Annotated in this window: 18 protein-coding genes; 11 read left to right on the top strand and 7 right to left on the bottom strand. The window is 68.5% G+C overall.

The window, feature by feature from the left end:
* Positions 1–3: 3 nt before the first annotated feature.
* Together DYE07_RS07160 and DYE07_RS07155 are read right to left on the bottom strand one after the other, a co-directional pair.
* On the bottom strand, positions 4–408 hold the full coding sequence (locus DYE07_RS07160) for a phage holin family protein (RefSeq protein WP_038566662.1): 405 nt from the start codon (positions 406–408) through the stop codon (positions 4–6).
* A gap of 68 nt (positions 409–476) precedes the next feature.
* On the bottom strand, positions 477–1532 hold the full coding sequence (locus tag DYE07_RS07155) for an alpha/beta hydrolase (protein WP_074039689.1): 1056 nt from the start codon (positions 1530–1532) through the stop codon (positions 477–479).
* Positions 1533–1632: 100 nt separating this feature from the next.
* On the opposite strand from DYE07_RS07155, the gene hisC reads away from it, so the two are divergent.
* The 4 genes from hisC (at position 1633) to DYE07_RS07135 (ending at position 6726) form a co-directional block, all read left to right on the top strand.
* Positions 1633–2739 carry a histidinol-phosphate transaminase gene (hisC, locus tag DYE07_RS07150; protein ID WP_006946968.1) on the top strand — a complete coding sequence of 369 codons (1107 nt, stop codon included), beginning with the start codon at positions 1633–1635 and terminating at the stop codon, positions 2737–2739.
* Positions 2740–2990: 251 nt separating this feature from the next.
* A complete protein-coding gene (locus tag DYE07_RS07145) occupies positions 2991–4208 on the top strand; it encodes a thiamine pyrophosphate-dependent dehydrogenase E1 component subunit alpha (protein ID WP_311200781.1) in 1218 nt (405 codons plus the stop codon).
* Entirely contained in the window at positions 4205–5245 is a 1041-nt protein-coding gene (locus DYE07_RS07140) for an alpha-ketoacid dehydrogenase subunit beta (protein WP_082740533.1), read from the top strand. The genes DYE07_RS07145 and DYE07_RS07140 overlap by 4 nt, the downstream gene beginning before the upstream one ends.
* A gap of 14 nt (positions 5246–5259) precedes the next feature.
* Complete coding sequence (locus DYE07_RS07135) at positions 5260–6726, top strand: dihydrolipoamide acetyltransferase family protein (protein ID WP_115296640.1); 1467 nt, start codon at positions 5260–5262, stop codon at positions 6724–6726.
* A 45-nt stretch (positions 6727–6771) separates the two neighbouring features.
* Here the strand turns inward: DYE07_RS07135 and DYE07_RS07130 are convergent, their stop codons facing one another.
* The 3 genes from DYE07_RS07130 to DYE07_RS07120 all read right to left on the bottom strand — a co-directional run bounded on the left by DYE07_RS07130 (position 6772) and on the right by DYE07_RS07120 (position 10392).
* Positions 6772–7704, bottom strand: a complete 933-nt coding sequence (locus tag DYE07_RS07130; RefSeq protein ID WP_115296639.1) for a hypothetical protein — start codon at positions 7702–7704, stop codon at positions 6772–6774.
* A gap of 282 nt (positions 7705–7986) precedes the next feature.
* Positions 7987–9882 (bottom strand): MDR family MFS transporter, encoded by a 1896-nt coding sequence (locus DYE07_RS07125; protein WP_115296638.1) that lies wholly within the window; start codon positions 9880–9882, stop codon positions 7987–7989.
* 18 nt (positions 9883–9900) lie between these two features.
* Positions 9901–10392, bottom strand: a complete 492-nt coding sequence (locus DYE07_RS07120; RefSeq protein ID WP_115296637.1) for a MarR family winged helix-turn-helix transcriptional regulator — start codon at positions 10390–10392, stop codon at positions 9901–9903.
* A 212-nt stretch (positions 10393–10604) separates the two neighbouring features.
* Between DYE07_RS07120 and DYE07_RS07115 the strand changes: the two genes are divergently transcribed.
* The 3 genes from DYE07_RS07115 (at position 10605) to DYE07_RS07100 (ending at position 16378) form a co-directional block, all read left to right on the top strand.
* Complete coding sequence (locus tag DYE07_RS07115; protein ID WP_115296636.1) at positions 10605–12785, top strand: bifunctional copper resistance protein CopD/cytochrome c oxidase assembly protein; 2181 nt, start codon at positions 10605–10607, stop codon at positions 12783–12785.
* Positions 12786–12787: 2 nt separating this feature from the next.
* On the top strand, positions 12788–13813 hold the full coding sequence (locus DYE07_RS15135) for a nitrilase-related carbon-nitrogen hydrolase (RefSeq protein ID WP_006947062.1): 1026 nt from the start codon (positions 12788–12790) through the stop codon (positions 13811–13813).
* 654 nt (positions 13814–14467) lie between these two features.
* Positions 14468–16378: an NHL domain-containing thioredoxin family protein gene (locus DYE07_RS07100; protein WP_115297108.1), complete on the top strand. Its 1911-nt coding sequence runs from the start codon at positions 14468–14470 to the stop codon at positions 16376–16378.
* 156 nt (positions 16379–16534) lie between these two features.
* On the opposite strand, the gene DYE07_RS07095 is transcribed toward DYE07_RS07100, so the two are convergent.
* Positions 16535–16897 (bottom strand): nuclear transport factor 2 family protein, encoded by a 363-nt coding sequence (locus DYE07_RS07095; protein WP_115296635.1) that lies wholly within the window; start codon positions 16895–16897, stop codon positions 16535–16537.
* Positions 16898–17046: 149 nt separating this feature from the next.
* Between DYE07_RS07095 and DYE07_RS07090 the strand changes: the two genes are divergently transcribed.
* The 4 genes from DYE07_RS07090 to DYE07_RS07075 all read left to right on the top strand — a co-directional run bounded on the left by DYE07_RS07090 (position 17047) and on the right by DYE07_RS07075 (position 22415).
* On the top strand, positions 17047–18429 hold the full coding sequence (locus DYE07_RS07090) for an MFS transporter (protein ID WP_006946954.1): 1383 nt from the start codon (positions 17047–17049) through the stop codon (positions 18427–18429).
* A gap of 77 nt (positions 18430–18506) precedes the next feature.
* Positions 18507–18950, top strand: coding sequence for a type II 3-dehydroquinate dehydratase (gene aroQ / locus DYE07_RS07085; protein WP_006946921.1), 444 nt, complete (start codon positions 18507–18509; stop codon positions 18948–18950).
* Positions 18951–19107: 157 nt separating this feature from the next.
* The gene (pta, locus tag DYE07_RS07080) at positions 19108–21183 is read left to right on the top strand and encodes a phosphate acetyltransferase (RefSeq protein ID WP_115296634.1); all 2076 of its coding nucleotides are present in this window, start codon (positions 19108–19110) and stop codon (positions 21181–21183) included.
* The gene (locus DYE07_RS07075; protein ID WP_115296633.1) at positions 21180–22415 is read left to right on the top strand and encodes an acetate/propionate family kinase; all 1236 of its coding nucleotides are present in this window, start codon (positions 21180–21182) and stop codon (positions 22413–22415) included. The genes pta and DYE07_RS07075 overlap by 4 nt, the downstream gene beginning before the upstream one ends.
* A 171-nt stretch (positions 22416–22586) precedes the next feature.
* Here DYE07_RS07075 and DYE07_RS07070 read toward each other — a convergent pair whose 3' ends face one another.
* Positions 22587–24434: an acyl-CoA dehydrogenase gene (locus DYE07_RS07070; protein ID WP_074039714.1), complete on the bottom strand. Its 1848-nt coding sequence runs from the start codon at positions 24432–24434 to the stop codon at positions 22587–22589.
* Between the last annotated feature and the right edge of the window lie 26 nt (positions 24435–24460).

Raw genomic sequence — 24460 nt, 5'->3', positions numbered from 1 at the left:
GCCTCAGACGCGGTAGTCGCTGCGCTCGTCGTCCGGGTCGATGATGAGCCCGAGGACCCATGACACGACCGACACGATGGCGGCGCCGACGACAGCGGTCGGCCAGAAGCGGTCGATGTGGAACGCGAAGCCGAGCTGACCCGCCAGCCACGACGTCAGCATGAGCATCGCCGCGTTGATGACGAAGATGAACAACCCGAGCGTCAGGATGAGGAACGGCAGCCCGAGCAGCTTCGCGAGGGGCCGCGCGAGCGCGTTGACGACGCCGAAGAGTGCGCCGACGACGAGTGCCGTGACCAGCTTCGTCGAGTTCGTCGTGAACCCGTCCGCGAGCGTCATGCCCTCGAGCAGGGCGGCGGCCACCCAGATGGCGGCCGCGTTGATGGCGACCTTGACGAGTGTGCGCATGAACCCACTCTGCCCCGTAGGGCTGAATGTTTCCTCGATCTGAGCGGCGCGCTCGCTGACGGCCGGCCTCAGGTCTGCGGTTGGGTGAACGCCCACTGGATCATCTCGCCCAGGTGGGGGACGTACGTGTTGTAGTTGTGCCCGCCGTGCGCGATCCACATCGCCGACACGTGCGGATCGGCCTTGGCCAGGTCGGCCATGCGCTTCGAGGTGGTCCAGGTCGCCTTGTCCTCACGGCTCGCGACGACGAGCATGCGCGTCGTGGGCATCTGGTAGAGGCGGTAGAGGTGGGACGGGGAGTTGAGGTCGCGCTCACTCTTCGAGCGGTAGAGGTCGCCCGTCGTTCCGTCCGTCATCGATTCGAAGTACCCACCCATCGAGACTGCCGAGCCCCATGGTGAACCGGAACGGGTGTAGAGCGCCTTTGCCGCGCAGTACCCGCCGGTGCTCCAGCCCAGCGCCGACCACTGCTTCGACTCCTTGGCGACTCGCAGGTGCGAACGGATGGCGTTGGGCACCGTCCGCGTCAGGAACGTCAGTTCCTGGGGGCCGTGCGTGATGTTGGTGCACTCGGTGTCGCGTCCCTGCACCGTCTGGTAGGGCGCGAACACGGCGACGAACGGGGCGGTCGTCCCCTTCTCGACCAGAGCGCTCGCCGTCTGACCGAAGTTGAGGTTCTCGACGGTGGAGCCGACCGTGTTGGCGTAGCCAGGCAGCACGACGAGGACGGGGTAACGCTTGTTGGCGTTCGCCTTGTCGTGGTAGCCCGGCGGCAACCACGCGACGCTCTGCGCGGTGCCACCGCCCGGCGTGGTGATGGGGAACGACTCGAAGCTGCCGCTGCCGGCGGAGCTGGCGTCGACACCACCGGCGGCGATGGCGGCCGCGCCGTTGTCCGTCTTGCCGAGCGCGTCGTCCCAGCTCGAGTAGAAACCGTACTGACGGTTGACGTACAGCCCGAGGGAGGCGACGGCGAGCACCTGGGCGACGACGACCGCCACCCAACTGCCGACGGCGCGCTGCCACGTCGCCTTCGTGCGCTGGCGCACCAGGACGAGCGCCAGTGGCACGATGACGGCACCGATCACCACGAGGGTGAGCAGCGTCGGGCTGGTGATGGACAAGGTGGCCTCCCCTGATCTGATTCTCGGCGTCATTAAAGGTGCCCTTGCTGGGGGAACGATGAAGAACATCTGGAAACCTCGCGCGGCCTAGGCTGGGAGCATGAGCGAATCGCTGGAGACCCCCGTCCGTCTGCGCACCACCCTCGATTCCGTGCCGGGTTACAAGCCGGGCAGGCCGGCGGCCACGGCCGCGGAGGATTCGGAGCGCGGCGTCACGAGCGTGTTCAAGATCTCCAGCAACGAGAACCCGTACCCGCCGCTGCCGTCCGTGCTCGACATCGTGCGCGAGGCCGCGTCGACGATGAACCGTTACCCGGACATGGCGTCGTCGGAGTTGACGCACGCCCTGGCGCAGCGGGTGGGTGTGAGCGCCGACGAGGTGAGCTTCGGCACGGGCTCGGTGGGCGTCCTCGCCTCCCTCATCCAGATCACGTGCGAGCCGGGCGACGAGGTCGTCTACGCGTGGCGCTCGTTCGAGGCGTACCCGATCGTCGTCGCGCTCGCGGGGGCGCGCTCGGTGCAGGTGCCGCTCGACGCCGACGCGCGGCACGACCTCGATGCGATGGCGGCTGCCGTCACCGATCGCACGCGGCTGCTCATCGTCTGCACACCCAACAATCCGACGGGCCCGAGCGTGCGTGCTGACGAGTTGCGCGCGTTCCTGCGGTCGCTGCCGGAGGATCTGCTCGTCGTGCTCGACGAGGCCTACCTCGAGTTCGTCGTCGCGGACGATGCGCCGGACGCGCTCGCCATCTACCGCGAGTTTCCCAACGTCGTCGTCCTGCGGACCTTCTCGAAGGCCTACGGCCTCGCGGGGCTGCGCGTCGGTTACGCGTTGGCGCGCCCGCGCATCACGACGGCGCTGCGCAAGGCGGCCACCCCGTTCGGCGTGAGTGACATGGCGCAGAAGGCCGCCATCGCCAGCATCGCAGCGTTCGACGAACTGCAGGAGCGCGTCGTCGCCCTCGTCGCTGAGCGCCGACGCGTCGTCGACGCCCTGGGCGAGGCGGGCGTCGACATCCCCGACACGCAGGCCAACTTCGTGTGGCTGCCGCTCGGCGAGCGGGCACTCGAGTTCGCCGCCTTCGCGGACGAGAACGGTCTCGTCGTGCGCCCGTTCGACGGTGACGGCGTGCGCTGCACGATCGCCGAGGTCGAGGCCAACGACCGTCTCATCGACGTCGTGACGCGCTTCTACGCGGGGTGAGTCGTCTCTTCGGGCTAGATTCGAGTGATGCCGATCACATCGTGAGACGGGGGTTTCGCGCCTCGATACGACTGTGAACCTGGCCGAAGAAACCGTCGTTCGGATGCGAATTACTCGTCGGTAGCCAGGTAGCGTCTCCTAGGTGGCGTGACCTGCGTCACAAGCCCTGTGGTGGCGTCCCGCACTCCGTGACGTCACCCCCGAACGCCTCGCGCCCCGCACTCAGGGCGACGTCGCGCAAGGAGGAAACGATGACGATTCCCGACGCTTCGCGCACCAATCACGCAGCGCACCTCGATGGGGTGACGCACGTGGCCGGTCATGCCCTCGACGGCAAGCCGGACATCACCGACGGCGGCCCCGACATGGTGCAGCTCATCGCACCCAACGGCACCCGCTCGCCGATGACGAGCGTCAATGAGCCCTACATGGAAGCGCTCAAGGCCATCACGGCCGAAGAGGTGCGCGCGATGTACCGCGACATGGTGCTGGTGCGCCGATTCGACATCGAGGGCTACAGCCTGCAGCGCCAGGGCGAGCTCGGCCTGTGGCCGCAGCTGCTCGGCCAGGAGGCCGCCCAGGTCGCCGCCGGCCACGCGCTGCGCGAGCAGGACTACGGCTTCCCCGGCTACCGCGAGCACGGCGTCGCGTTCTGCCGCGGCATCCAGCCGAGCCAGGTCTTCGCGCTCTACCGCGGCGTCACGCACGGCGGCCACGACCCGCGCAAGCACAACTTCAACACCTCGACGATCGTCATCGGCAACCAGATGCTCAACGCCGTCGGCTATGCCATGGGCCTGCGCCTCGACGGTGTCGTCGGCACGGGGGACGTGAACGTCGACGCGGCCGTCATGGCATTCACCGGCGACGGCGGCACGAGCCAGGGCGACTTCAACGAGGCGATGGTCTACGCGGCCGTCAACCACTCGCCGATGGTCTTCTTCATCCAGAACAACGGCTGGGCGATCAGCGAGCCGAACACGCGTCAGTTCATCATCCCGCCCTACAAGCGCGCTGACGGCTTCGGCTTCCCCGGCGTGCGCACCGACGGCAACGACGTCCTCGCGACGTACGCCGTCACCCGTCGCAGCCTCGACAACGCGCGCAGCGGGCTCGGCCCGACGCTCGTCGAGGCGTTCACCTACCGCATGGGCGCGCACACGACGTCCGACGACCCGTCGCGCTACCGCGACTCGGCGCACGTCGAGGCGTGGAAGGCAAAGGATCCGATCGCGCGCCTGCGTTCGCTGCTCGAGCTCGAGAACCACGCCGACGCGGCGTTCTTCGACGACGTCGACGCCGAGGCGAAGGAGCTCGCCGCCGAGTGGCGCCGCTCGTGCCTCGAGATGCCCGACCCGGAGATGACGGCGATGTTCGACCACGCCTACACGGTCATGGACGACCAGCTCACCGCTCAGCGCGACGAGTTCGCGGCCTACCTCGCCTCCTTCGAGGACGATGCAGCATGAGCGGCGCTACCACGAGCACGGCCCCCGGCGCCGAGAAGGCCGCGAAACCCAAGAAGGCCCCGAAGCTCTCCCTTGCCAAGGCGCTCAACGCGGCGATGCACGACGCGATGGCGGCCGACGACAAGGTCGTCGTCATCGGTGAGGACGTCGGCGAGCTCGGCGGCGTCTTCCGCCTGACCGACGGGTTGAAGAAGGAGTTCGGCGAGCGCGTCATCGACCCGCCGCTGGCCGAATCCGGCATCGTCGGTTCGGCCGTCGGCCTCGCGATGCGCGGGTACCGCCCGATCGTCGAGATCCAGTTCGACGGGTTCGTGTACCCGGCGTTCGACCAGATCGTCAGCCAGGTCTCCAAGGTGCACAACCGCACCGAGGGCGCCGTCAAGCTGCCCATGGTCATCCGCATCCCGTTCGGCGGCGGCATCGGCGCCGTCGAGCACCACAGCGAGTCGAACGAGGCGTACTTCGCGCACACCGCCGGCCTGCGCGTCGTGGTCTGCTCGCGCCCCGTCGACGCGTACTGGATGATGCGTCAGGCGATCGACTGCGACGACCCGGTCATCTTCTTCGAGCCCAAGCGCCGCTACCACGAGCCCAGCCCCGACCAGCTCGACCTCGCCGCTGGCCCCGCTCGCGGCCTCTTCGAGGCCGAGGTGCTGCGCGAGGGCGCCGACCTGACGCTGCTCGCGTACGGCCCGATGGTGCGCACGTGTCTCGACGTCGCCGCGGCCGCCGAGGCGGATGGTCGCTCGCTCGAGGTCATCGACCTGCGCACGCTGTCGCCGATCGACGAGGAGACGATCTGCGAGTCCGTGCGCAAGACGGGCCGCGCCGTCATCGTGCACGAGGCCGCACGCTCGTACGGCGTGGGCGCCGAGCTGGCAGCGCTCCTGCAGGAGCGCTGCTTCTATTCGCTCGAAGCGCCCGTGCAACGCGTCACCGGCTATGACATCCCCTACCCGCCGAGCCGCCACGAGCGCGAATACCTGCCCGGGCTCGACCGCATCCTCGACGCCGTCGACGCGTCCTTCAGCTTCTAGGAGTACCGCCGAACATGGCCATTCAAGAGTTCACCCTGCCCGACCCCGGTGAAGGGCTCGTCGAGGCCGAGATCGTGACGTGGCACGTCGCCGCAGGCGACACCGTCGACGTCAACCAGGTCGTCCTCGAGATCGAGACGGCGAAGTCGCTCGTCGAACTGCCCATCCCGTGGGCCGGGAGGGTCGCATCGATCCTCGTACCCGAGGGCGAGACGGTCGAGGTCGGCACGCCGATCGTCACGATCGACGTCGGCGGCGATACAGCACCTGCGGACGGTGGCGCTGCCGGTGCCGCCAATGACGTTTCCGGAGCTGCTGACGGTGGCGAGGTCGCGGCCGAGATGCAGACGGCGGCCGACGTCGCGCCCGCCGAGACCGGCGAGTCGGATGACGAGCCGCAGCAGAAGACGCTCGTCGGCTACGGCCCGACGCCGTCGAGCTCGACGCGCCGCGCTCGTCGCGGCCGTGGAGCCGGTGGCGGCGCGTCGGGTGGCGGCACGCTCGCCGCCCCCGCGACGCGCGGGTTCGCGAAGCAGCAGGGCGTCGACATCGATACTGTCGAACCCTCGCGAGAGGACGGCGTCGTCACTCGGGACGACGTGAAGAAGGCCGGGGGTTCAAACGCGCCCGCGGCGATGTCGACGCCGACCGTCGCGTCGAGCGCCCCACCAGCGCCGAGTGCGGACACCGTCGCGAAGGCTGCGGCCAGTGCCCCGTCGGTGCGCCCCGACAAGCCGACGGCTGCCGCTCCGGCCCCGGCCGGTCTGAGCGACGAGCGCATCCCGATCAAGGGCGTGCGCAAGGTGACGGCGCAGGCCATGGTGAGCAGCGCGTTCACGGCGCCGCACGTCACGGAGTTCCTCACCGTCGACATGACGCGCACGATGGAGTTCGTCCGCGAACTGCAGGGCATGCGCGAGCTCAAGGACATCAAGGTGACGCCGCTGCTCGTCGTCGCGAAGGCGTGCCTCATCGCGATGCAGCGTGAGCCGATGATGAACGCACTGTGGGACGACGCGAACGGCGAGATCGTCATGCGTTCCGAGGTGAACCTCGGCATCGCCGCGGCCACCGACCGTGGGCTGCTCGTGCCGAACGTCAAGGACGCCGGCCGCTTCGGCCTCGGCGACCTGGGGCGTGAGATCGCGAAGCTCGTCGAGATCGCACGCCACGGCAAGCCGAGCCCGGCCATCCTCAACGGCGGCACGTTCACGATCTCGAACATCGGTGTCTTCGGCGTCGATTCGGGCACGCCGATCATCAAGCCCGGTGAGAGCGGCATCCTCGCCATCGGCACGGTGCGTCCGATGCCGTGGGTCGTCGGGAACGAGCGCGGCGAGCAGGAGATGGTGATCCGCCAGATCGCCCAGCTGTCCTTGAGCTTCGACCACCGCATCATCGACGGCGACGTCGGTTCGCGGTATCTGTCGACCGTCGGCCAGATCCTCGAGAACCCCGCGAAGGCGATGCTCTGGGGCTGATTTCGCTCCCTCGTTCGGCCGGCTGAGTCACGCGTGCCACCTGCGTCAGTCCTGACGGACTCGCGTGGCACGAAGTGACTCAGCTGCGCCCTGAGCGTCCTCGGTGCGTGAGTCGTGGAGGGCGTGCAGATCGGCCGCGAGGCGCGCGTAGGCGTGACGCTTGGCCCACTCGGCCTTCTTGCGCTCCGAGCGTCTGCGGTTGCGATTCGCGGTGACGCCCCAGAACGCGGCCGCGACGATGGGTACCCACACCTTCGGGTGCTCGAGCAACCATGCGAGCCAGCCCGGTGGGGTCCACGACGGCAGCCTGGGCCACGGGATCGACGGCAGGTCGACCGAGGGCCACGGGACGCTCGGCCATGGGATCTCGGGCCAGTCGATGTCCGGCACGAGTGATGCCATCCACGCGATGATCGGGCCGAAGATCCACGCGAGCAATCGCGCGGCGAGGGGACCGAGGACGAGCACGCTGACCGCCCATCCACTCTTGCCGAGCCCGCCGAGGATCGGGCAAAGCACCCGCTTGAGCGGCGACGAATCCATCGCGGCGTACCGGTGTGCCGCCATCGAACCCACCGGCGCATCGAAGGCGGTGACCCCGCCGTCGTCGCGCAGCTGGACGTCCATGACGTACCCGCGCACCGGGTTGACGCTCACCTCGACGCGCGGCTTTTCCGTCGCCTGGGTGTGCTCGGTGAAGTGCCCGTCGGGTGTGGAACGCATGAGGCGGATCTTGACGTTGCCGATGCTGCGGCGGCGGGCGAACACCACCCCGTCACGCATGAGCACGAGCCCTGGGCGCGCCCACTCATCGTCGAGGCCGAGGTGGGTGCGCAGCTTCTCCTTTCGCCCCGGCGAGAGGGGCAGACGCTCGCCTGCCCGGCGGCGGGTGCTGCCGCGGGCGCGACTGGCACCGGCCGGCGTGACGACCGGCGCACCCGTCGAAGATTCTTTGACCCCGTGCCCCTCGACGCCCACCGGCGACGCGCCCGTGCCGTCATCGTCGCGGCCGGGATCCGGTGCGCCGGGTTGAATCCCGGGTCGACGGTACGGAGTTCGTCAGCCGACCCGGCGTAGGCCTCCAACGTTCCGCATACGGGGTGATCGAGCTGCCAGTGCTCCATGCCTGTCCCTCCCTCGGCCCGGCGTGCGGCGCCGACGATGAACCGCCCATTCAAACATCGGGTGCGCCGAAGACGAGTGATGCCCACCCCGACCAGGTCGGGGTGGGCATCACTCAGCGTGCGTCGCGAGCAGCCGTCACTCGTCGTGGGAGGCGTGACGAGCGACCGAGTGATCGACCTGCTCGCCATGCTTGCGCGCCTCGACGCGCGCGATGGCAGCGGCGACGGCGTCGCTCACGTCATCGTGCGTCTCGTCGGCGGGCGTCGAACCTGCGTCCACGCCACCGTCGGCTACGGTGTCGGCGCGACGTGCCGCGCCACCGTCAGCGGCGAGCTCGGCGTTCGACTTGTCCTGCGCCGCGGCCGCGGCCATCGCCGATTGCTTGCGCAACTCGATCTTCGGCAGGAACAGCAGGGTGATGAAACCGAGCAGTGCGATGCCTGAGGCGAGCAGGAACACGTGGTCCATCGACTGCGCGAAGCCTGCCTCGAACGGGTGAGCAACAGCCTTCGGCAGGCGAGCGATGACGGAGGAGTCCTCGCTCACGTTGTTCAGGGCGCCGCCGCCGGACTTCGGGTTCGCCAGGCTCTGCAGGATGCCGTAGGCGTGCTCGTCCTTCATGAGCTCCTTGTCGGCGAGACCGCTCTTGAGGGCCTGCTGGAACGCGGGCGTCTTCGCCTCGTCGGTGAGGTTCGTCTTGATGTTGCCGCCGACCGTCGAGAACAGCATCGACAAGAAGATGGCGACGCCGACGGTTCCACCGATCTGACGGAAGAACGTGGCGGACGAGGTGGCCATGCCGATCTCGCGGGGGCTGACGGCGTTCTGCACGATGAGCGTCAGCGCCTGCATGCAGTTGCCGAGGCCGATGCCGACGATGGCCATGAACACCATGACCTGCCACAGCGGCGTGTCGGCGCTGATCGTGTGCAGCAGGAACATGCCGACGGTGACGATGGCGGTGCCGATGATCGGGAACTCGCGCACGCGACCCGTACGAGCCGTCAACTGGCCGGCTGTGATGGAGGCCGTCATCATGCCGGCGACGAGCGGCAGCATCATGAGGCCCGACTTCATCGGGGAGGCGTTGTGCACGATCTGCATGTAGAGCGGCAGCATCATCATGGCGCCGAACATCGCCATGCCGATGATGACGGAGGCGACGACGGTGACCGTCACGGCACGGTGGCGGAAGATGCGCAGCGGGATGAGGGCCTCGTCCTTCATCTTCGCCTCGGCGAGGACGAAAGCGATGAGGCCGAGGATGCCGATGGCGAAGCAGGCGATCGACTTGCCCGAACCCCAGCCCCACGTGCGTCCCTGCTCGGCGACGGTCAGCAGCGGCACGAGGCCGACCGTGAGCGCGACGGCGCCCCAGTAGTCGATGCGGTGGTCCTGACGCGTGTGCTCGAGGTGCAGGGTGCGGGCGACGACGAGGAAGGCGACGATGCCGATCGGCACGTTGATGAGGAAGACCCAGCGCCAGCCGGTGAGACCGAGGATGTGGTCCTGCTCGGCGAAGAAGCCACCGATGACGGGGCCGAGGACGGAGCTCGTCGCGAAGACGGCGAGGAAGTAACCCTGGTACTTGGCGCGTTCGCGCGGCGGCAGGATGTCACCGATGATCGCGAGGGCCAGCGACATGAGGCCACCGGCGCCGATGCCCTGGATGGCGCGGAACGCGGCAAGCATGTACATGCTGTTCGCGAATGAGCATGCGAGCGAGCCGATGACGAAGATGACGATCGCGAACAGGTAGAACCCGCGGCGGCCGAAGATGTCGGAGAGCTTGCCGTACAGTGGGGTCGCGATGGTCGAGGTGATGAGGTAGGCCGTCGTCACCCAGGCCTGCGCGGAGAGGCCGTGCAGGTCGTCACCGATGGTGCGGATGGCGGTGGAGACGATCGTCTGGTCGAGTGCGGCCAGGAACATGCCCATCATGAGACCCGCGAGGATCGTCATGATCTGGCCGTGCGAGAGCTCTGCCGAGCTCGATTGCTGCGCGGGTGGCGCAGCGGTCTGTGCAGACAAGAGGGTGCCTTTCGACGTTCAGGCTGGGGGACGGAGGGGAGTGGGTTGCCCGGCGCGGGGCATGCAGCCGCCCTGGTAGGCATCGAGCGATGCGGTGAACTTGAGCAGCAGGTGCTGGAACTCGCGGGCTTCCGCGGTGCTCCAGTCGGTGAGCAGGTTCTGCATCCACGCGGCGCGATCCTCGCGCAGTGTGCTGACGAGTTCGCGCGCGTCGGGCGTCAGGGTGACGAGTTGCGCGCGACCGTCCTGCGGATCACAGATCTTGGTGACGAGGCCGCCGTCGGTGAGTGCGCTCACCTGGCGACTGACCGTCGAGACGTCGGAGTGGACGATGTCGGCGAGGGCCGAGACGCGCAGCGGCTCCGCCTCGAGGGCGTAGAGCAGGGGCAGTGCGCCGTGGTCGGCGTGCGGGTGGGGTCGTGGCAACTTGCGCTTGTGCGCGCTCATCGCCTTCGCGGCCCCGACGAAGGATGTCGCGATGTCGCGTGCGACGGGGAGGTCGACGGTCACTTCGGTTCCTTGAGGGGAGGGAGTGCCCAAGAATGCTTGGGCTGCACAACTATATGTTTGGTTGTGCCATGCAAGCAAATTTATTGGGGTGGGATCGATCGGATGGATGGATGGGTCGCCGGGCCGCGCGGGCCCTGTCGGGCATGACGACGCCGGACGTGCGGGGATCGGTGGCGCGAGGGGTTGTCACCGGGCCCACGTAGGCTGGGCGCATGAGTTCGAGCGCCACGAAACCCACCCCGTCTGCCCCCACAGGGCCGCTCGGTGGCGGGCGTCTGCTCGCGGCTGCGATGGCGCTCGCGGTCGCGGTCGCAGCCGGCGCCGTCGTGTTCACCGGAGCGAGCAAGCCGCAGCAGCTGCTCGACGCCGGCGCGATCGTGCGCTGGGGCATTGCTCTGTTCAAGCCCGCGGCGGACGTCGCGATGGCGGCGACCATCGGTTTCACCGGGCTCGGTGCGTTTCTCGTCGCCGAGGGCCACAAGACGATGCGGGTCGCGCGCATCGGGCGCTGGGCCTCGATCAGCGCAGCCCTGTGGTTCGGCGCGACCCTCGTCGTCAGCTACCTCAGCTACGGCGACCTGGCCGGCATCCCCGTCGGTTCGCGCGGGTACACGGGTCAGTGGTGGAGCAACACGTGGCAGCTGGAGATCCTGCGCAACCCGATGCTGACGGCGACCGCGGCGCTCGTCATCGCGGTGGTCTGCTGGTGGCACTCCTCGCGCACGAGCCTGGCATGGATGACGGCACTCGGTCTGCTCGCGCTGTGGCCGATCGCGTTGAGCGGCCACGCCGCCGGTTCGAGCGATCACGAGACGGCTGTCGACTCGCTCATAATGCACCTCGTCCCCGTGACGCTCTGGGTGGGCGGCATCATCGCCCTCGGCGTCATGTGGGGCCGCCTCGGCAAGGCCGCGGCGGCGTCGGTGCGGCGCTACTCGAGCGTCGCGACGTGGTGCGTCGGCTTCGTCGCTTTCTCCGGCGTGCTCGCCTCGACGCTGCGCGTACCCGACCTCAGCCAGTACGTGACGACGCGCTACGGCCTCGTCATCGTCGCGAAGGCACTGTGCCTCGTCGTGCTCGGCGCGCTCGGGCTCATGCAGCGACGCCGTGTCGTCGCCGTCCTCGAACGTGATGCGAGCGACCGGCCCAGCAAGGCGCTGTTCGCCCGGCTCGCCCTCGTCGAGGCGCTCGTCATGGGCGCGACGATGGGCCTCGCTGCGGCGCTCGCGCGCTCCGCGCCGCCGTCAGGGCAGGTCGTCGAGAGCGCCGACCCGGTCGTCGCGCTCACCGGATACCCGGCGCCGCCCGCTCTGACGCCTGCGAACTTCTTCTCGCAGTGGCGCATCGAGTGGCTGATGACGACGTTCGCCGTCATCGCCATCGTCCAGTACGTGCGCTGGGCTGTGCGCCTGCACCGCCGCGGCGACCACTGGCCGATCCACCGCACGATCCTGTGGGTGCTCGCTTGGCTCGTGTTCATCGTGACGATCGACAGCGGCGCCGGGGTCTACGGGCGCGTCATGATGAGCGTCCACATGGCCGGACACATGGCCATCTCGATGACGGTGCCGATCCTGCTCGTCATGGCCGCGCCCGTCACCCTCATGCTGCGGGCATGGCCCAAGCGCTCCGACGGCACACGCGGACCGCGCGAGGTGCTGCTGTCGGTCGTGCACAGCCGTTACCTCAACGTCGTCGCCAACCCTGCTGTCAGCTCGGCCCTGTTCTTCGTCAGCCTCATCGTCTTCTACTACACGCCGTTCTTCGAGCTGGCGCTGCGCACGCACACCGGTCACATCCTCATGAACATCCACTTCCTCGTCAGTGGCTACCTGTTCGCGTGGGCCCTGATCGGCATCGACCCCGGCCCCAAGAAGTGGCCGGCGCCGCTGCGGCTGCTCGTGCTGCTCATCACGATCACGTTCCACGCATTCTTCGGTGTCGCGATGATGACGGGTAGCACGTTGCTCGCGCCCTCGTTCTTCACCGCCCTGCACTACGTCTCGGATCCGCTGCGCGACCAGCAGGCCGCCGGAACGATCACGTGGGGCTCCGGTGAGGGCCCGACATTCTTGCTCGCCATGGTCGTCGCCGCGCAGTGGTACCGGTCCGACCGCATCGAGGGTCAGCGCGCGGAGCGTCGTGCCGAACGCGACGGTGACGCTGAGCTCAAGGCCTACAACGCCTACCTCGCCTCGCGGGGTGGTCAGGGTGGTCAGGCTGCGTCCCCCGGTCAGGCGGAGGGTGAAGAACCGGCCCGTCAGATGTCGTCGAGCACGACGGAAGCATCGTCGTCGACTACGGTCGAGGGTGAGCACGACGAACGTCCCGAGCAGCCCTCCGGGCGCGCCGAATCCGGCCGCGTCACCGTCGGGGGCATCGACAAGGAGTAGCCATGCGCGTCGCCGTCATCCAGCTTGCCTACACCGATTCGGAGCCGATGGGGGCGCGCATCGAACGCGTCGCGTCGCTCGTCGAGTCGCAGAAGGGCGCCGACCTCGTCGTGCTGCCGGAACTGTGGAGCGCCGGAGGTTTCGACTACCCGGCGTGGAACGAGAAGGCGCAGAGCGTCGAAGGGACCGTCGCGCGGGCGTTGTCAGAGGCCGCGGCGAACGTCGGCGCATTCGTTCACGCCGGCTCGATCATCGAGAAGCCCGGCGAGAAGGGCCCCGAGGGGCGCGGGCTGTGGAACACCTCGCTGATGTTCGACCGTGACGGCGACCTCGTCGGCACCTACCGCAAGATCCACCGATTTGGCTTCGGCAACGGCGAACCCAAACTGCTAGAAGCCGGCGAGGAGGTCATCGTCCTCGACCTGGCGCTGGGTGACAGGGCCGGTGGCGCCATGGCCGCCGAAGTCGCAGCCGACGACGGCGCCGTCTGCGACCCGGCGAACCCCGAGGCCTGCGTCGAGGCGTCACAGAGCGAATGGGCGATGGGCGCCGAACTGGCGGGGGTCAACCTCGACGGCGACATGAGCACCTCCAGCGAGGTGGACGATGCCCCCGCCGCGAGTGTCGCCGACGATGCGAGGGGTGGTGCGGCTGCGCCCGACGGCCACGTCAAGGTTGGTCTGTCGACGTGCTACGACCTGCGTTTTCCCGAGTTGTACCGCAAGCAGGTCGACGCGGGCGCCCAGGTGTTCGTCATCCCTGCCGCTTGGCCGGCTGCGCGCATCGCGGCGTGGCGCACGCTGCTGCAGGCTCGCGCCATCGAGAACCAGGTGTTCGTCATCGCCTGCAACACCGCCGGCACGCACGCCGGTACGGAGATGGGCGGCAACTCGGCCATCGTCTCGCCGACCGGTGAGGTGCTCGCCGAAGCCGGGCGCGGCGAACGCACCATCACCCTCGACATCGACCTCGACGACGTCGCCGCGACCCGCGAGGCCTTCCCCGTCCTGAGCGACCGTCGCCTCTGACCGCCGCCCCGGATGTTGCGTCATGAACGCGCGCCACACCGTGCGTTCATGACACAACATCCGGCTGCCCACAGGGCCTCAGCGCGCGCCACCCCGATCCGGGCACCCTCGGAGGGTGACTTCAGCGCAGACGACCCACGCCGACGCCCACGCCTGTGAACTGGCGTCCGCGACGTTCGGGGTGGTCTCGCGGGGGGCAACTGCGTCAGCTGGGCATCACGCGTCATCAGATCCGGACGCACGTGGTCGCGGGGCGATTCCGCATGCTCGGGACACAGGCGGTGCACGTGCTCACAGCTGGGTGGTGAGACGAACGATCACCCATCTTGGCCGCCGTGCTCAACGCCGGCAATTCCGCCTGGGCTGACGGCGAGAGGCGGTGATGCTGGCAGGCCTGCGCGGTTGGCGTCATGGCTGCGCAGTGATCGTGCGGCGGCGACCGTCCTCAGCATGGTGGCGCAACGACGAATGGCGCGGCCCGAGGCGATGATGCACGCCCTGCGGCTGCTGCCCAAGCTCAAGCGTCAGGTGTTGATCGGCGACGTGCTCGGCGACGTGAGTCAGCCTTGGCCGGTGCAGCCGCTGATCTTGCGTCGTGAACGCGCGGTATTGCATGCGTTCGTGACGCAAGATCGGGCGCGTAGGGTAGCGGTCATGAAACTTCGGGCGCCGGAACTGACGGGGCGGGGCTGGCTCAACACCGGCGGCGCCGACATCACGCTGACGAGCCTGCGCGGCAAGGTCGTCGTCCTCGACTTCTGGACGTTCTGCTGCATCAACTGTCTCCACGTGCTCGATGAATTGCGCCCGCTCGAAGAGAAATACGGCGACCAGCTCGTCCTCATCGGCGTGCACTCGCCGAAGTTCGAGCACGAGGCCGATCGCGATGCCCTCGAAGCCGCCGTCGAGCGGTACGCGGTGCACCACCCCGTCCTCGACGACCCCGACCTCACGACGTGGCAGGCGTACGCGGCGCGCGCGTGGCCGACGCTCGTCGTCCTCGACCCGGAGGGCTACATCGTCGCGTCGATGTCCGGTGAAGGACACGCGCACGGATTGAGCGTGCTCATCGACGACCTCATCGCCGAGCACACGACCAAGGGGACGCTGCGTCGCGGTGACGGTCCGTACGTCGCGCCGCCTGCCCCCGAGACGTTGCTGCGTTTCCCGGGAAAGGTCATCACCGCGCCGGCGCGCCCGGTGCAGGCGCAGCCCACGGGCCGTCAGAGCGCGGACGACGCCGCCTCTTCCGCGGGTGCCGGGGAGCACCTGACGAGCGGGGGTTTCTTCGTCAGCGACACCGCGCACCACCAGGTCGTGCACCTCGCCGAGGACGGCGAGACGGAGCTCGCGCGCTACGGCGGCCCGGGGGTGTTCAACGAACCACAGGGGCTGTTGCTCCTTCCCGAAGAGGCTCGCGCACGCACCGGCGACGACCTGCTCGTCGCGGACAGCGTCAACCACGAGATCAAGGCGATTCGGTTGAGTGACGGGCGGATTCGCACCGTCGCGGGCACAGGCGAGCAGCTGCGCGAACGTGACGGCGGCGGCCCGGCGCTGCGTCAGGCGCTGTCGACGCCGTGGGATCTCGCGTGGTGGCACGACCGCGTCATCATCGCGATGGCGGGCACGCACCAGCTGTGGGCGCTGCATCTGGGCGAGAGCCCCGAGCTCAACACCGTCGCCGTGCTCGCAGGCACGAGCAACGAGGGGATCCGCGACGGCGCCGCCCACGACGCCTGGTTCGCGCAGCCCAGCGGTCTCGCGACGAGCGCGGACGGCTCACACGTCTGGGTCGCCGACTCCGAGACGAGTGCCTTGCGCAGCCTCAGCGTGAGCGACGAGGGTTTCGAGGTGACCACCCACGTCGGGCAAGGGTTGTTCGACTTCGGCCACGTCGACGGCGCGGCTGACGCGGCGCTGCTGCAGCATCCCCTCGGTGTCACGGAACTACCCGACGGATCCGTCGCCGTCGCCGACACGTACAACGGCGCGATTCGGCGCTTCGACCCGTCGAGCGGCGAGGTGACGACGCTCGCCACGGGCCTGGCCGAACCGAGCGACGTCATCGTCGTCCCGGGGGAGGTGGACGCTGATGCACACCTGCTCGTCGTCGAGTCGAACGCCCATCGTCTGACGCCGGTGGCGCTGACCGCCGAAGCGCAACGCATCGAGGGCGATGCGCAGCAGACGCAGCGCCCGCCGAGCGAGATCGCCTCGGGCGCAGTGGAACTCGTCGTCACGTTCACGCCGCCGGCGGGGCAGAAACTCGACCACCGTTACGGCGACCCGACGATGCTGCAGGTGAGCAGCTCTCCCGAGGCGTTCCTACGCGACGGAGCGCGCAAGCAGCAGGGGCTCACGCGCACGCTGACGATCGACGAGAGCGTCGGCTCGGCCATCCTGCACGTCAGCGTCCGCGCAGCCGCCTGCGACGGCGACCCCGACACCGGCGAGGTGCCCGAGCACGCCGCCTGCCATCTTTACCAACAGGATTGGGGCATCCCCCTCGTCATCACCGGCGACGGCCCCCGCACGCTGACGCTCGACCTGCGCGGCGTCTGACGATCACGTCTGCTCTTGCCGGCCCCGGGAGCTGCAACTCGGCGATGCGGGGTCGCCGCTCTCAGGCAGTGCGCCCGCACGGGCGGTGTTCAGCACGTCGAGGAATCGATGCTCCGCCGACGTGACGTCAGCACCCCTTCGAAGCGTGCCCCGGCGTCAGACGAGCGGAGCGTAGAAGTACGTCTGGCGGTAGGCGATGCGATCGTCGACGCCGAAGCGGAAGAAGTCGGCGAACTCGAGGTGCGCGTCGCTGCCGTCCTTGAGCACCCCGTTGAACTCGCCGCGCACGAACGCCTCGTCGCCGTCGATGAGCAGTGACGTGACGCTGTGGCGCCCCGATTCGATGACGCGATCGCCCGAGTAGAACGCCCGCAGCGCCTCGCGGCCGGCCATGGGTTCGTATCCGGGGCGGCAGTAGGTGGCGTCGTCGGTGAAGATGTCGAGCACGCCCTCGACGTCGCCGGCGTCGACGACCTCGTAGTAGCGGCGGATGTGAGCGTCGCGGGATTCGCGCTGCATTCGGGTGTCCTCTCGTCACGTGGGTGTGGCGGCCGAGCATCGTCCGTCCGTCGCCACCGCCATGCGGTCGGCCCGAGCCGACCGCATGCCGTGTATCGCTGTCCGACCTCAACCTAGTGCGCGAGTCTCACCGCGGCTAGGCTGCCGCGATGACAGAAGCATCGCTGCCCAATGCGTCGGTGGCACCCGCGACGGGGACGTCGGTCGCCGCACGCCTCGACCGGCTCCCGATCACACGCAAGCATCTGCTCGCCACGGGCGTCATCGGCCTCGGGTTGTTCTTCGACGCGTACGAGAATTTTCTCGCCTCGACGATCGCCGCGGTGCTGAAGGAAGACTTCGCGCTGAAGGGCGACGTGCTCAAGTGGGTGCTCGCGTCGGCGTTCATCGGGCAGTTCATCGGGGCGCTGTTCATGGGGCGCCTCGCCGACCGCATCGGGCGGCGCAAGGCGTTCATGGTCAACCTCGCGCTCTACTCGGCGTTCTCGCTCGCGGGCGCGTTCAGCCCGAACGCGGCGTGGCTCGTCATCACGCGGTTCTTCGCGGGCATCGGCATCGGCGGCGAGTACGCGCTCGGCGACTCCTACCTGTCCGACATCCTGCCGAAGAACAAGCGCGGGCAGTTCATCTCGTGGGCGTACACGATCAGCTTCCTCGGGGTGCCGACGGTCGGCTTCCTCGCGCGCTGGCTCGTGCCGATGACGCCGTTCGGCATCGACGGGTGGCGCTGGCTGTTCGTCTTCGGCGCGATCGGCTCGATCGTCGTGTGGGCCGTGCGTACCGGGTTGCCCGAGTCGCCACGCTGGCTCGAGGCGCAGGGCCGTCACGACGAGGCCGACGCGATCACCCGCGAGTTCGAGGACGCCGCGCGCGCCGAGGGCCACACCCTCGCCGAGCCGGACGCGTCGCTCACGCCCGTCGCGTCCCGTCAGGTCTCGATGGCGTCGCTGTTCAAGGCGCCGTACACGAAGCGCACGATCATGTTGTGGCTGCTGTCGGCCCTCGAGGTGTTCGGCTACTACGGCTTCGGGACAGTGGCGCCGCTCGTCCTCGTCGCGAAGGGCTACAGCGTCACGAGCTCGCTGCTGTTCGTCGCGCTCAGCTACCTCGGCTACCCGCTCGGGTCGCTGCTGGCCGTGCCGATCGTCGAGCGCATCGAGCGCAAGTACCTCGTCATGGCGACGGCGACGCTCATGGCGATCTTCGGCCTGTGGTTCGGATTCGCGTCGTCGACGGCTCAGATCATCGCCGCCGGCTTCCTGTACTCGTGCGCGTCGAACCTGTTCTCGAACGCGTACCACGTGTATCTCGCCGATTCGTACCCGACGGCGATCCGTGGCACGGCTGCCGGCGCGGCGTACTCGTTGAGCAAGCTCGTCACGGCGTTCTTGCCGTTCATCCTGCTGCCGGTGCTCGAAGACCACGGCAGTACACCGGTATTCGTCATCGTTGCCGTCGCGATGGGCTTGCTCGTCGTGACGGTGGGGGCGCTCGGTCACCGCAGCACGGGGCGTAGCGCGGACGCGGTGTGACGGATGCCCGAGGCGTCGCGGAACCACCACCGAGGCACCACCTGGATCCGTCGCCCGAACCCGACGACAATGGGCCCATGACTCGCACGCTGCACGTCCTCAACGGCCCGAACCTCAACCTGCTCGGTGAGCGCGAACCGTCGATCTACGGCGCCGACACCCTCGCTGACGTCGAGACGCTCGCCGCGCGGGTCGGTGACGAGCTGGGGTTCGGCGTCGAGTGCTTCCAGAGCAACCACGAGGGGGCGCTCGTCGACGAGATCCAGCGCATCCGTCACGACAGCGCGGGCATCGTCATCAACGCGGGGGCGTACACGCACACGAGTGTCGCCATCCGGGATGCTCTCGCGAGTGTCGAGGCGCCGTTCGTCGAGGTGCACATCTCGAACGTCCATGCGCGCGAGGCGTTTCGGCACCACTCGTACTTGAGCGACAAGGCGGTGGCCGTCATCGTCGGGTGTGGTGTCCAGGGCTACGAGTTCGCGCTGCGCCGCCTGGCTGCGCTCGCCGCGAACCCCTGACCCATCTGCGATTCCTATCCACATCTGCGATTTTCTCCACATTCGTCGGGTGTGGTGATCGGTACCGCCGCACGGCTGACTCGGGCGGACGCGTCGCCCGACGCACAGGACCAAGGTCGCGGACGGGTTGTCACCGCTCTCGCCTAGGGTGGAAACCATGACGCGCAGTGTCTTCGTCACCTCAGCCGAAGGTGAAACCGGCAAGTCCACCGTGGCCTACGGGCTGCTCGACCTCCTCTCGCGCCAGGCCGGGCGCATCGCGATCTTCCGGCCCGTCGCCACCAGCACCCGCGACAAGGTCGTCGACCTGCTGCTGTCGCACCCGGCCGTCGACCAGGCCTACGAGGACGCGCTCGGCGTCACCTACGACCAGATGCACGATGACGAGTCGGGCTCGCTCGCAACGATCCTGGCCCGTTTCGACGAGGTGTCCTCCGACGCCGATCTCGTCATGGTGCTCGGCAGCGACTTCGCGGACGTCTCGACCGGCCGCGAAGCCGAGATCAACGCCATGGTCGCCGCGAACCTCGGCGCGCCCGTCGTCCTCGTCGTCCACGGGCGCGAGCGCACCCCCGAGCAGATCGCGCAGGTCGCCGTCATGGGTTGCGAACAGCTGCGCGCGAGGCACGCGACGCCCGTCGCGATCGTCGTCAACCGCGCCACGAGCGGGGACGTCACCGGCATCCGCCTCGCCCTGACGAAGGACGCCGAGACGGCGTCCGTGCCCGTCGCCGGCGTCATTCCCGAGGTGCCCCTGCTCGTCGCACCCACCGTCGCGGCGCTCGCAGAAGCCGCCGGGGCCGAGCTGTGGCGCGGCAATCCTGAGTGGCTGCAGCGCGAGTCGCGCGGGTTCGTCGTCGCTGCGATGTCACTGCCGAACGTGCTGACGCGCCTCGTCGAGGACGTCACCGTCATCGCCCCCGGCGACCGCTACGACATCCTGCCCGGGCTCGTCCTCGCGCATCAGTCCGGCACGTTCCCCGGGCTCGCCGCCATCGTCCTGACGGGCGGTTATCGCCCGCCGGAGAGCGTGCAGCAGCTGCTCGACGGCACGAAGCTCGACGTGCCGATCCTCGTGACAGATTCGGGCACCTTCGAGACGACGGCAGCCCTGGCGCGCACGCGCAGCGCCCTCAGCTCCGGCAGTGTCGTGAAGAAGCAGACGGCGCTGCGTGCGTTCGGCGAAGCCATCGACGCCGACGGCCTTCTCGCCGCCATCGACATCGACGAGGCGGCCGCCGTCACGCCGCTGATGTTCGGCCACCGTCTGCTCGATCGCGCGCGCAGTGCCCGCAAGCACATCGTCCTGCCCGAGGGTGACGATCTGCGCATCCTCAAGGCCGCGGACGAGGTGCTGCGTGGTGGCATCGCGCAACTGACGATCCTCGGTGACGAGACGCAGATCAAGGCGCTCGCGAGCAGCAACGGCCTCGACATCTCGTCCGCCTCGATCGTCTCCCCGCACGACGAGGAGCTCGTCGAGAAGTTCGCCGCCGAGTACGCCGAGATCCGCAAGAAGAAGGGCGTGACGATCGAGCTGGCCCGCGAGACGGTGCAGGATGTGTCGTACTTCGGCACGATGATGGTGCACCTCGGGCTCGCCGACGGCATGGTGAGCGGCGCCGCGCACACGACGGCCCACACGATCAAGCCGAGCTTCGAGATCATCAAGACAGCCCCCGACGCGGACATCGTCAGCTCCGTGTTCCTCATGGCGCTCGCCGATCAGGTGCTCGTCTACGGTGACTGCGCCGTCAACCCCGACCCGAACGCCGAGCAACTCGCCGACATCGCGATCAGTTCGGCGAAGACGGCGTCGGCGTTCGGCATCGAGCCGCGCGTCGCGATGCTGTCGTACTCGACGGGCACCTCCGGCAGCGGCGCCGACGTCGAGAAGGTGCGGGCCGCAACCGAACTCGTGCACGAGCGCGCGCCGGAACTCGCCGTCGACGGGCCGATCCAGTACGACGCGGCCGTCGAACCGAGCGTCGCGAAGTCGAAGATGCCCGACTCGCCCGTCGCAGGGCGCGCGACGGTGTTGATCTTCCCCGACCTCAACACCGGCAACAACACGTACAAGGCCGTGCAGCGCTCGGCGGGTGCCGTCGCCATGGGCCCGGTGCTGCAGGGGCTCAACAAGCCCGTCAACGACCTGTCGCGCGGCGCGCTCGTCGAGGACATCGTCAACACCATCGCCATCACGGCCGTGCAGGCGCAGGAGGAGAAGGCATGAACGACGTGGCGCAGGCGCCGAGCAGCGAGCGGGACGGCGGGGCCGGCAACGTCCTCGTCATCAACGCGGGGTCGAGTTCGCTCAAGTACCAGATCGTCGACCCGGTGACGGGGGAGTTCGTCGTCAAGGGCCTCGCCGAGCGCGTCGGCGACTCGGGCGGCACGATCACGCACGAGTACCGCGGCGAGAAGACGACGCACGACGTCGACATGGCCGACCACGGCGTCGCCCTCGAGGAGATGACGAAGGTCATGGCCGAGACGGGGTTGCCGATCGAGGACGCGGACGTCGTCGTCGTGGGTCACCGCGTCGTGCACGGCGGGCGCAACTTCACGGGCCCCGAGATGATCACCGACTACGTGCTCGACGAGATCAAACGCCTCGGAACCCTTGCGCCGCTGCACAATCCGGCGCACGCGCTCGGCATCGAGGCGGCTCGGCGCATCTTTCCCGACCTGCCGCAGGTCGCCGTGTTCGACACCGGGTTCTTCTCGACGTTGCCCGCCTCCGCGTACACCTACGCGATCGACGCGAAGCTCGCGAAGGAGCACGCCATCCGTCGCTACGGCTTCCACGGCACGTCGCACGAGTACGTCTCGGCGCGGGTCGCACAGTTTCTCGAACGTCCCGTCGAGGGGTTCAAGCAGATCATCTGCCATCTCGGCAACGGCGCGTCGATCTCGGCGATCGACGGGGGCCGCGCCGTCGACACGTCGATGGGCATGACGCCGCTCGAGGGCCTCGTCATGGGCACGCGTGGTGGCGACATGGACCCGGCCGTCGTCCTGCACCTCAACCGTGTCGCGGGGCTCGGCGTCGACGAGATCGACAAGCTGCTCAACAAGAAGTCGGGCATCCTCGGGCTGACGGGGTCAAGCGACTTCCGCGACCTCATGGGGCGCGTCGACGACGGTGACGAGACGGCGCAGCTCGCATTCGACGTCTACGTGCACCGGCTCGTCAAGTACATCGGCGCGTACGCGGCGGCGCTCGAGGGCGTCGACGTCATCACGTTCACCGCCGGCGTCGGCGAGAACAACGCCGCCATCCGCGAGGCCGTGTGTCGCCGTCTCGGGTGGCTCGGCGTGACGTTCGACGCAGCCGCCAACAGCGCCGACGATCATGACGCGCGCATCATCTCCGCGGCAGGATCGCCTGTGACCGTGTGCGTCGTGCCGACGAACGAAGAGCTTGCCATCGCGCGTCACGCGGTGGCGGCGATCGACGCCTGACGCGCGCCCCCACTCGTTGCAGTTGCGCACCGAGTGGGTCGCGGTGCGCCCGCGATCTCCCCACATCGTGCGTCTACGCGTCATGTGGGGCGTCGCGGAACCGCTGCGGCCCGGCTCCCTTCGTGAGGGAGCCGGGCCGCAGCGGTTCTGGTCGAGACCGGTGAGGTCAGATCAGAAAGCGCTCTCCGGGACGTCCATGAGCGAGCCGTCCTCAGCGATGGTGATGGCCTTCTCCGACGCCATGCGCGGCAGCACGGTGCGCGCGAAGAACTGCGCCGCGGCAACCTTGCCGGTGTAGAAGTCGGTGTCCTTGCCGGCGTCGCCCGCCTCGAGGCGGGCCTGCGCGACGATGGCGGCCCGCAGCAGCAGCCAGCCGATGACGACGTCGCCCGCAGCGAGCAGCAGACGCGTCGACGTCAGGCCGATCTTGTACGCCTCGGTCGGCTTCTCGAGCGAACCCATCGCGGCTCCGAACATGAACTCACCCATGTCCTTGAGGTCCGTCGCGGCCTGCGCGAGCAGACCCGCCTCACGCTTGAGGGCCTCGGGAGCCTGGCCGATCGTCGTCTCGATCTCCTTCTGCAGCATGCCGAGGGCGACACCCTGATCCTTGACGATCTTGCGGAAGAAGAAGTCGAGGCCCTGGATGGCCGTCGTGCCTTCGTAGAGCGTGTCGATCTTTGCGTCACGCACGTACTGCTCGAGCGGGTACTCCTTGAGGAAGCCCGACCCGCCGTACGTCTGCAGCGACTCGGTGCCGAGCAGCACCCACGCGCGCTCCGAACCGACGCCCTTGACGATGGGCAGCAGCAGGTCGTTGAGGCGCGCCGCCATCTCGGCGGGGCTGCCCTCCTCGAGCTCGGCGGCCGGGTTGCCCTTCGTCGCCTGGTCGACGACGTCCTGCTGGCACGCGGTGTACATGACGAGCGAACGCAGACCCTCGGCGTAGGCCTTCTGCAGCATGAGGCTGCGGCGCACGTCCGGGTGGTGCGTGATCGTGACGCGCGGCGCGTCCTTCTGCGGCGTCGTCATGTCGGCACCCTGGACGCGCTCCTTGGCGTACTCGAGCGCGTTGAGGTAGCCGGTCGACAGCGTCGCGATCGCCTTCGTGCCGACGAACATGCGGGCGTTCTCGATGACCTTGAACATCTGTGCGATGCCGTCGTGGACGTCGCCGAGCAGCGTGCCGACGGCGGGTGCACCGTCACCGAACGTCACCTCGCAGGTCGTGGAGACCTTGAGGCCCATCTTGTCCTCGACGTTCGTCACGTATGCGCCGTTGCGCTCGCCGAGCTCACCCGTCTCGAGGTCGACGTGGAACTTCGGGACGATGAACAGCGACAGGCCCTTCGTGCCGGGGCCGGCGCCCTCAGGGCGGGCGAGGACGAAGTGGACGACGTTGTCGACCATGTCCGACTCGGCCGAGGTGATGAAGCGCTTGACGCCCGTGATGTTCCACGTGCCGTCGTCGTTCTGCGTGGCCTTCGTGCGGCCGGCGCCGACGTCAGAACCGGCGTCGGGCTCGGTCAGCACCATCGTGCAGTGCCAGCCGCCGTCGACGATGTGCTTGGCGAGCTTCTTCTGCTCGTCGTTGCCCATGAAGTACAGCAGCGACGCGAACGCGTAGCTCGCGGAGAACATGTGGACGGCCGGGTTGGCGCCGCAGACGAGTTCGGCGAGCGACCAGCGCACGGACGGCGGCACCTTCATGCCGTCGAGCTCGACGGGGGCGTCGAGCATGCCCCAGCCGGCGTCGATGTACGACTTGTAGGACTTCTTGAACGACTCCGGCATCGTGACCGACTTGGTCTCCGGGTCGTAGGCCGGGGGGTTGCGGTCGGAGTCGATGAGGCTCGCCGCGAGGTCACCCTCGGCGAGCTTCGCGACCTGGCCGATGATGTCCTTCGCGACGTCGACGTCGACGTCCTCGTAGATGCCGGTGCCCAGCACGTCCTGACGGTTGAAGACCTCGAAGAGGTTGAACTCAAGGTCGCGAACGTTGCTCTTGTAGTGAGACAAGATGTCCTCCGAGATCGGTAGGGGTG

It is taken from the genome of Dermacoccus nishinomiyaensis (assembly GCF_900447535.1).
Taxonomy (GTDB): domain Bacteria; phylum Actinomycetota; class Actinomycetes; order Actinomycetales; family Dermatophilaceae; genus Dermacoccus; species Dermacoccus nishinomiyaensis.
Note: the sequence above shows the minus strand (reverse complement) of the source record. Positions and strands in the feature narration are given on the sequence as shown.